Genomic DNA, 8299 nt, shown 5'->3' on the forward strand with positions numbered 1-8299 from the left:
CTTGAACTCTGCGGTCCAGAGATGGGGGTTTTCCAGCTTGAGCTGGTTGATCAGGTCGATGCCGAAGTTGCAGTGCATGGACTCGTCGCGCAGGATGTACTGGTACTGCTCGGCGGCGCCGGTCATCTTGTTCTGGCGACCCAGGGCAAGAATCTGCGTGAAGCCCACGTAGAAGAACAGGCCTTCCATCAGGCAGGCAAACACGATCAGCGACTTGAGCAGGGTCTGGTCAGCTTCGGTAGTGCCGGTCTTGAAGTGAGGGTCGGAAATCACTTCAATGAAAGGAATCAGGAACTGGTCCTTGTCCTTGATCGATTGCACTTCGTTATAGGCGTTGAAGATTTCGGCTTCGTCCAGGCCCAGCGATTCAGTGATGTACTGGTAGGCATGGGTGTGGATGGCCTCTTCAAAAGCCTGGCGCAGCAGGAACTGGCGGCATTCGGGTGCCGTGATATGGCGGTAAGTGCCCAGCACGATGTTGTTGGCAGCCAGCGAGTCGGCGGTCACGAAGAAACCCAGGTTGCGCTTGACCAGACGGCGTTCGTCTTCGGTCAGGCCGTTCGGGTCTTTCCAGAGCGCGATGTCGCGCGTCATATTTACTTCCTGCGGCATCCAGTGGTTGGCGCAGGTGGCGAGATATTTTTCCCAGGCCCACTTGTATTTGAACGGCACCAGCTGGTTGACGTCGGTCTGGCCATTGATGATGCGTTTGTCGGAGGCCTTGACGCGTTGTGCCTTGGCGGGTGCGGCGGCAGACGTAGAAGGTGCTGCAGCTTGCACAGGTGCGAACGCGCCGTCGTTGAGCATGCGCACTTGCGCCTGGGGCTGCTCGGCAGTGTTCAAAGAAAGAGGCGGAAGTTCCATCGAGCGGCCTTCAGGCAAGCCGCTGTTGTGAGATGTTTGCAAAGATGGTTTGACTTCTTCGTCCCAGGTCAACATAGAGGTTTCCAATACTTTGGGATTATGAAAGCAGCGATACAAAATGAAAAGTGTTCATTCACATCGCTACAAAATTGTGTTGCTCAATTACATCGAATCGTGCGATGAAGCTCAGCGCACGATTCGGTTTTTTATTGGCAGGCCTCGCAACCTGGGTCATCGATTGCACAGAATTTGATGTCGGTCGCGGGCGATGCACTCATCTGCGCCTGCGCTGCGGCGGCTGCCGCTTCGAGCGCGCTCATGCCGCCGCCTGCCGTCGCGGTACCCGATGACACCGAGTTCATCTTGCCTGCGGTCACGGTCGACTTCTCGGCGTGCGTCGCGCTTTGCGTGCGCAGGTAGTAAGTCGTCTTGAGGCCGCGCAGCCAGGCCAGCTTGTAGGTGTCGTCGAGTTTTTTGCCCGAGGCGCCTGCCATGTAGATATTGAGCGACTGCGCCTGGTCAATCCATTTCTGGCGGCGCGCTGCGGCTTCCACAATCCAGGAGGTCTCGATCTCAAACGCCGTGGCGTAGAGGGCTTTGACGTCTTGCGGGACGCGGTCGATGGGGCGCAGGGAGCCGTCGAAGTGCTTCAGATCCACCACCATCACGTCATCCCACAGGCCCAAGCGCTTCAGGTCTCGGACCAGGTAATGGTTGATGACGGTGAATTCACCCGACAGGTTGGACTTGACCGACAGGTTGCCAAAGCAGGGTTCGATACAAGCATCCACCCCAATGATGTTGGAGATGGTGGCTGTGGGCGCAATGGCCACGCAGTTGGAATTGCGCATGCCGTCTTTGGCAATCTTCTTGCGCAAAGCGTCCCAGTCAAGGCTGGCGGAGCGGTCGACTTCCACATAGCCGCCGCGCTGCTCGGCCAGCATGTCCAGCGTATCCAGCGGCAGGATGCCCTTGTCCCATAGCGAGCCTTTGTACGTGGCATATTTACCGCGCTCTTTGGCCAGTTCGGTCGATGCCCAGTAAGCGTGGTAGCAGACAGCCTCCATGGATTTGTCGGCGAACTCGACAGCTTCCTGGGAAGCGTAAGGCACGCGCAGCTCGTACAGGCAGTCCTGGAAACCCATGATGCCCAGGCCCACAGGGCGGTGGCGCATATTGGAATCGCGGGCCTTCTTGACGGCGTAATAGTTGATGTCGATCACGTTGTCCAGCATGCGCATGGCCGTGGTGATGGTCTTTTTAAGCTTCTCGTGGTCGACTGCGCCGTCCTTCAGATGCTGGACGAGGTTGACCGAGCCGAGGTTGCAGACAGCGGTTTCGGTGTCGCTGGTGTTGAGTGTAATTTCGGTGCACAGGTTGGACGAGTGAACGACGCCGGTGTGTTGCTGCGGCGAGCGCACATTGCAGGCATCCTTGAACGTGATCCAGGGGTGGCCGGTTTCAAACAGCATCGACAGCATCTTGCGCCACATGTCAGTGGCCTGCAGCTTGCGGGATGGCTTGATTTCGCCGCGCTCGGCCTTGGCTTCGTAGGCGGTGTAGATTTTCTCGAAGTCCTTGCCGAACTTGTCGTGCAGGTCGGGTGTGTCCGACGGTGAGAACAGCGTCCAGGTGCCTTTTTCCATCACGCGGCGCATGAAGAGGTCGGGAATCCAGTTGGCGGTGTTCATGTCGTGCGTACGGCGGCGATCGTCACCGGTGTTCTTGCGCAGTTCCAGGAACTCTTCAATATCCAGGTGCCAGGTTTCCAGGTAGGCGCAGACGGCGCCTTTGCGCTTGCCGCCCTGGTTGACCGCCACGGCGGTGTCGTTGACGACTTTGAGGAAAGGCACGACGCCTTGCGATTCGCCGTTGGTGCCCTTGATATGGGCGCCCAGGGCGCGCACAGGCGTCCAGTCATTGCCCAAGCCGCCGGCAAATTTGGACAGCAGCGCGTTTTCCTTGATGGCGTCGTAGATGCCTCCCAAGTCGTCGGCGACGGTCGTCAGATAGCACGACGACAGCTGCGAGCGCAGCGTGCCGGCATTGAACAGGGTGGGCGTGCTCGACATGAAGTCGAAGGACGACAGGATTTCGTAGAACTCGATCGCGCGTTCTTCGCGGTTGATCTCGTTGAGCGACAGGCCCATGGCCACGCGCATGAAGAAAGCCTGTGGTAGCTCGATGCGCTGTTTGCGCACGTGCAGGAAGTAGCGGTCAAACAGGGTTTGCAGGCCGAGGTAGTCAAATTTCAGGTCGCGTTCGGGCTTGAGCGCGGCGCCCAGGCGGGCCAGGTCGAACTGCTGGAGCTTTTCGTCGAGCAGCTCGTTTTGTACGCCCTTGGCGATGAACTGCGGGAAATACTCGGCGTAGCGAATCGCCATGTCTTCCTGACTGACTTCTTCACCCAGCACCTCGCGGCGGATGGTGTGCATCAGCAGGCGTGCGGTGGCGTAGGTGTAGTCAGGGTCTTTCTCGATCAGGGTGCGCGCTGCCAGGATGGACGCCTTGTAGACTTCATCAATGGGCACACCGTCATAGAGGTTGCGCATGGTCTCGGCAACGATGGGGTCGGGCTTGATATCTGCGCCCAGGTTGGCGCAAGACGCTTCAATCAGAGCCTGCAGGTTGCGGATGTCCAGCGCGACGCGGTTGCCGCGGTCGGTCACATGGATCAGGGGCGCCGCAGGTGCCTGGGTTTGCGGCTGGCGTGCACGCTCTTGCGTGCGCTTCTCGCGGTACAGCACGTAAGCGCGGGCGATTTCATGGTGGCCGCCGCGCATCAGGCCCAGCTCGACCTGATCCTGAACGTCTTCTATATGAAAGGTTCCGCCGCCTGGGCGCGAACGCATCAGGGCGCGGATGACCGCCTGGGTCAGGCCGTCAACGGTTTCGCGGACGCTGGCCGAAGCCGCACCCTGCGTGCCATGCACGGCCAGGAAAGCCTTCATCATGGCCACGGCGATCTTGTTGGGTTCGAACGGCACCACGCCGCCATTGCGGCGGATGATCTGGTAATGGGCGAGCGGGTTGCTTTGCGCGTTGGTATCGCCGGTTGCTGGGTTGCTTGCCAGAACGCTCGACGTGACGGGCACCGCGTGTTGTGCAGTTTGCATGACTTCCTCTTTGCTTTGTTTTATGGGTGGTTTGATGTGCTGTTCGGGGTCTCTGGATATATTGAGGTATTGCACAGGCCTATCAACCTGCTCCTTCATTTCCTGACCCGAATTACATCAAACTGAATTAGGGCTTAGACACTATACCTAGGGTATGGAGGGAATACAAGCCACTACAGGTAGTGTATCGCTGACTAAATGCACCGTTACGTTTTGTGGCTTTTTAGGCCCCATTCCAGACGCCTCGATCAGGGCTTGATGGTGGCTCGTTCAACTTCGCTGAAAGCCTGATGCCATCAGGCTTGCGAAGCTGATGCAGCGTTGTGGCGCGGCTTTTCGCGGGCTTGGATTGAGAGCGCCGGTCACTGCTGGCGCGGTAAAAATAACCGGAAATTTCCACAGCAAGACGCACCGCAATGGTGAGTGCGTGCAGGTGCACCAGTCACATGATTTCGGGAAAACACCTAGCCGGTGACGACAGCGAGTTTTGCAGCAGAGGCCAGTTGAAGCCAAGGCCCGGGTCCTGCTTGCGGCCGGGTGCAATGTGCTCGTGCCCGGCGATGTGCTCAATGGGATAGCGCTGCAGAAGCGAGGCGCACAGCCCGGTCAGGGTTTCATACTGGGATGCTTCAAAGGTATCTCCCTCAAGGCCTTCCAGTTCGATGCCGATGGAATCGTCGTTGCAGTTGGTGCGTCCGCGGTAGCTGGATTCCCCGGCATGCCAGGCGCGGTCGTCACAGCTCACAAACTGCCACAGAGCGCCGGTTCGGGCGATGAAAAAGTGCGATGAAACCTGCAGGCCGCGAATGCCCTGAAAGTAAGCGTGTGCCTCCCAGTCGAGCTGGTTGGTGAAAAGGCGCTGGACGTTGTCATTGCCGAACTCACCTGGCGGCAGGCTGATGGAGTGGATGACGATCAGGTCGATTTGCGCGCCGGGAGGGCGTGGACCAAAGTTGGGCGAAGCCAGTGCGCGTGCGTAGCGGTACCAGCCGTTTTGCCACAAAGGCCGGGGAAGGGCATTGGGGCTTTCAGGCGGGGTCATCAGCAGGGTCAAGTCCATCGGCCAGGTCGTCATTGCCCGGCGTGGCGATATTCAGGCGTGCAATGCGGTAGCGGATCTGCCGCAGGCTCAAACCCAGCCTCGCGGCGGCGGCGGTACGATTGAAGCCGGTCTCCAGCAAAACCTTGGTCAGGATGTTTCGCTCCTGCCCGTCCAGATAATCCTGCAGGTTTTCCGGGACGGCGACGTGCTCTTCGACCGGCGCATCAAAATGCAGCATACTTCCTTCGCCGAGCGCCACGGCCCGGTGCAGGATGTTTTCCAGCTCCCTGACATTGCCGTTAAAGGGCCTGGACTGCAGCTGCTCCATCACGGCATCTGTCAACTCGGGCATCTTGAAGCCGGACTCCTGGCAGATTCTTGACAGCAGGGCAGTGCAGAGTGCCGGCAAATCCTCCCTGCGTTCGCGCAAGGCCGGCACGGCAATTTCAATCACATTGAGCCGGTAATAAAGATCCTGGCGGAATGTCCCTTCCTGGGCTTCCGCCGCCAGGTTTTTGTGCGTTGCGCTGACGATGCGCACGTCAACGGTGTCCTCCTGCGGCGAACCCAGCGGCCTGACGGTGCGCTCCTGGATGGCGCGCAGAAGTTTGGATTGCATGGCCAGCGGCAGGTCGCCAATTTCATCGAGAAACAAGGTGCCGCCCTTGGCTGCCTGGAAGTAGCCTTGCCGGTCCTGCGCTGATCCGGTGTAAGCGCCCTTTCGTGCACCGAAGAACTCCGCTTCGAGGAGGTTTTCGGGTATGGCGCTGCAATTGACGGCTACAAAAGGCCCTGTCGCGCGGTGGCTGCAGCCGTGTACGGCGCGTGCAACCAGTTCCTTGCCGGTGCCCGATTCCCCCTGAATGAGGACCGGCGCCATGCTTCCCGCCACTTTGACGATGCGCGACTTGACGGCGCGCATGACGGCAGACTCACCCACCAGTTTTTGCAGAATCTGGGTGCCGTCCCCGCTTTTTTTCTGGGCGGAGGGGGCGGGGCCGTGTTCCGGTGCGCTTCGATCGCTTTTGGCCTGTAGTGCAGGATGCTTGGCACCCTGCACGGCGGATGCCACGACACTGCGGAATTGTTTGAGGTCGACCGGTTTCGTGAGGTAGTCAAACGCGCCGGCCTTGAGTGCTTCCACCGCATTTTCGGCCGAGCCGTGGGCTGTAATCACCACGCATCGTTCGGGCCTTTGCTGGTCTATCATGTCTCGCAGTAATTCGAGGCCAAGGCCATCTGGCAGGCGCATATCGGTGATCACAGCATCGAAGTGATGCGCCTTGAGCTGCTCCCGGGCCTGCAGCAGGTCACCGGCTGCCTCCACCCGATACCCTTCCCTGAGCAGCGTCAGTTCATACAGGGTGCGCAAATCCGGTTCATCGTCAATGACGAGGATACGTGCCTGCTGGGGAACGGGAATGGGGGTGCTCATGGTTTTCAGGTTGGCATTGTGGCAAAAGAAGCCGCGGGCAAGGTCATAGACGGACTGGAGGGTGCGAATATGACAAAAAATTCGTTTCCTTCAATGCCGCTGCGCTGCACGCGCTGGTAGCCGATCAGGGCACCATAGCGTTCGCATAATTCACGGCAAATGTACAGGCCCAGCCCGCTGGAGCGGCTTTCAGAGGAGAAAAATGGTTCGAACAGGTGTGTCTGCACGGTTTGCTCCATGGGTTGGCCATCGCTCCATACGGACAGACGGGCCTGCCCGGGCGTAACGAGCTGGGTGGAGACTTCAATGGCCTGAGAAGATGTGCTGGCATAGCGCAGGGCGTTGTCCAGCAGATTGACCATGAGGCGGCGCAAATGCTCGGGCTCAAAGCACACAACGGCATTACCCGAATCTGCCGTGATCTTCATGCGTCGGGACGCTTCAGTCTGCCCCGCCCAGTCCGCGGTAATCTTGTGAGCGGTTTCGTCCAGCGCCAGGGTGGTGGTTTGTGGCGAGGGCAGGTGCGCCTGGGCACGTGAAATGTTCAATACCTCATCGACGATTCTGGCGAGACGTTGCGCATTTTGCCGGATCATGCCTGTGAGCTGGCGGTGCGGCTCGTCTTGCAGGTCTTCTTCCAGCAAGGCATTGGCTTGAGAGATCGCCGCCAGCGKATTCCTGATTTCGTGTGCCACTGCGGCCGACATGCGTCCCATGGCTGCCATCTTCTCGGTCCTCACGCGGGCTTCCATTTCACGCAGGTCTTCCAGGAACATTACACAAAGGCTTTCGTGGGTGCCATTTTTCGAGGCGGCAAGACGAGTGCGTACATGAAGCCGCCGGGTATTGCTGCCCGGGTATTCAAGGCTGATGTCCGCTTCCTGGGGGGTCTGCGTGCTGAACGTGCTGTGCATCAGTTCCGCCAGGGGCAACCAGGCCGCCTCCATGACGAGGATGAAAGGCGCGCTGCGAACTGAATCCCGGGCTCCCAGCAGGCGCCTGGATGCCGGATTGGCCGACCGGACGATGCCGTTGATGTCGACCACCAGCACGCCGTCGGCCAAGGTTTCAATGACCAGTTCGTTCACCTGCGTCTGCATGCGCGCGGCGGACTGGCTGCGTTTTGCCAGCTGTTCTTCACGGGCCAGCCGCAAGGCGAGGTGGTTCGCAAGCAGTGCGACCAGGAAAAAACCGGAACCACTCAAGCCCGACTGGAGGAATCGGGCATTGAAGTCGCCCAATACCTGAAGTGAGCTCCACCAGGCGTCGGCCAGAAGCAGCAAGGTCACGCTGGCTGCGGTTCCGAAGGCCAGCAAAATCGGTCCAAGGATGGAGGCAAGGAGCACCGGCAGGGCAAACAGCGGCGTGTAGTTGATGCCGCTCGATTGCAGGAAATTGAGTGTGGAGAACGTGATGACGTCCACGCCGATGGTCAGTAACCACTGTGCGTCAAAGGTGCTTCGTGGTGGCCGCGGTTTGGCCCACAGGCGCACGGCCAGTGTGGCGCACAGATAGGCGATGCATACCGCAATCGACCAGCGGTTGGTGATGTTGCCCAGCGCGTAGATAACCGCCTGAAGGATGACGAGCACCGTGGCGATGGCAACGCGTGCCGTCATGAAGACACGCCACAAACGGCCGAAGGAGCCCAGTTCGGGCACGGTCTCCCACGCGCCTGATGCCTTGCCTCCCGTTTCAAACCAGTGGGATGGCGTGCTCATAGGGGCCTGCTAACACTATGTTTGCAAGATGCGTTGCGCTCAAAAAGGCCTTGAGCAAGGCGCAAAACGCAGGCGGGGTAGACCCCGTCAAGGCTTTGCAACGCCGCGCAAGGCCTTTTTG

5 protein-coding genes are annotated in these 8299 nt (G+C 59.4%); all 5 read right to left on the reverse strand.

The features are described from left to right. Positions 1-939, reverse strand: a 939-nt coding sequence (locus AC1DWI_RS07425; protein ID WP_477724608.1) for a ribonucleotide-diphosphate reductase subunit beta, incomplete at its 3' end; no start/stop codon positions are given. Between the two features lie 131 nt (positions 940-1070). Beyond that, entirely contained in the window at positions 1071-3980 is a 2910-nt protein-coding gene (locus AC1DWI_RS07430; protein WP_477668369.1) for a ribonucleoside-diphosphate reductase subunit alpha, read from the reverse strand. A gap of 442 nt (positions 3981-4422) precedes the next feature. Next, entirely contained in the window at positions 4423-5040 is a 618-nt protein-coding gene (ampD, locus tag AC1DWI_RS07435; protein ID WP_477668368.1) for a 1,6-anhydro-N-acetylmuramyl-L-alanine amidase AmpD, read from the reverse strand. Beyond that, on the reverse strand, positions 5009-6457 hold the full coding sequence (locus AC1DWI_RS07440; protein ID WP_477668367.1) for a sigma-54-dependent transcriptional regulator: 1449 nt from the start codon (positions 6455-6457) through the stop codon (positions 5009-5011). Before AC1DWI_RS07440 ends, ampD begins: the two co-directional genes overlap by 32 nt. Before the next feature lie 5 nt (positions 6458-6462). Further along, positions 6463-8178: a two-component system sensor histidine kinase NtrB gene (locus tag AC1DWI_RS07445; protein ID WP_477724609.1), complete on the reverse strand. Its 1716-nt coding sequence runs from the start codon at positions 8176-8178 to the stop codon at positions 6463-6465. Positions 8179-8299 lie beyond the last annotated feature (121 nt).

The sequence above is a fragment of the Polaromonas sp. P3_C2 genome (assembly GCF_056402675.1).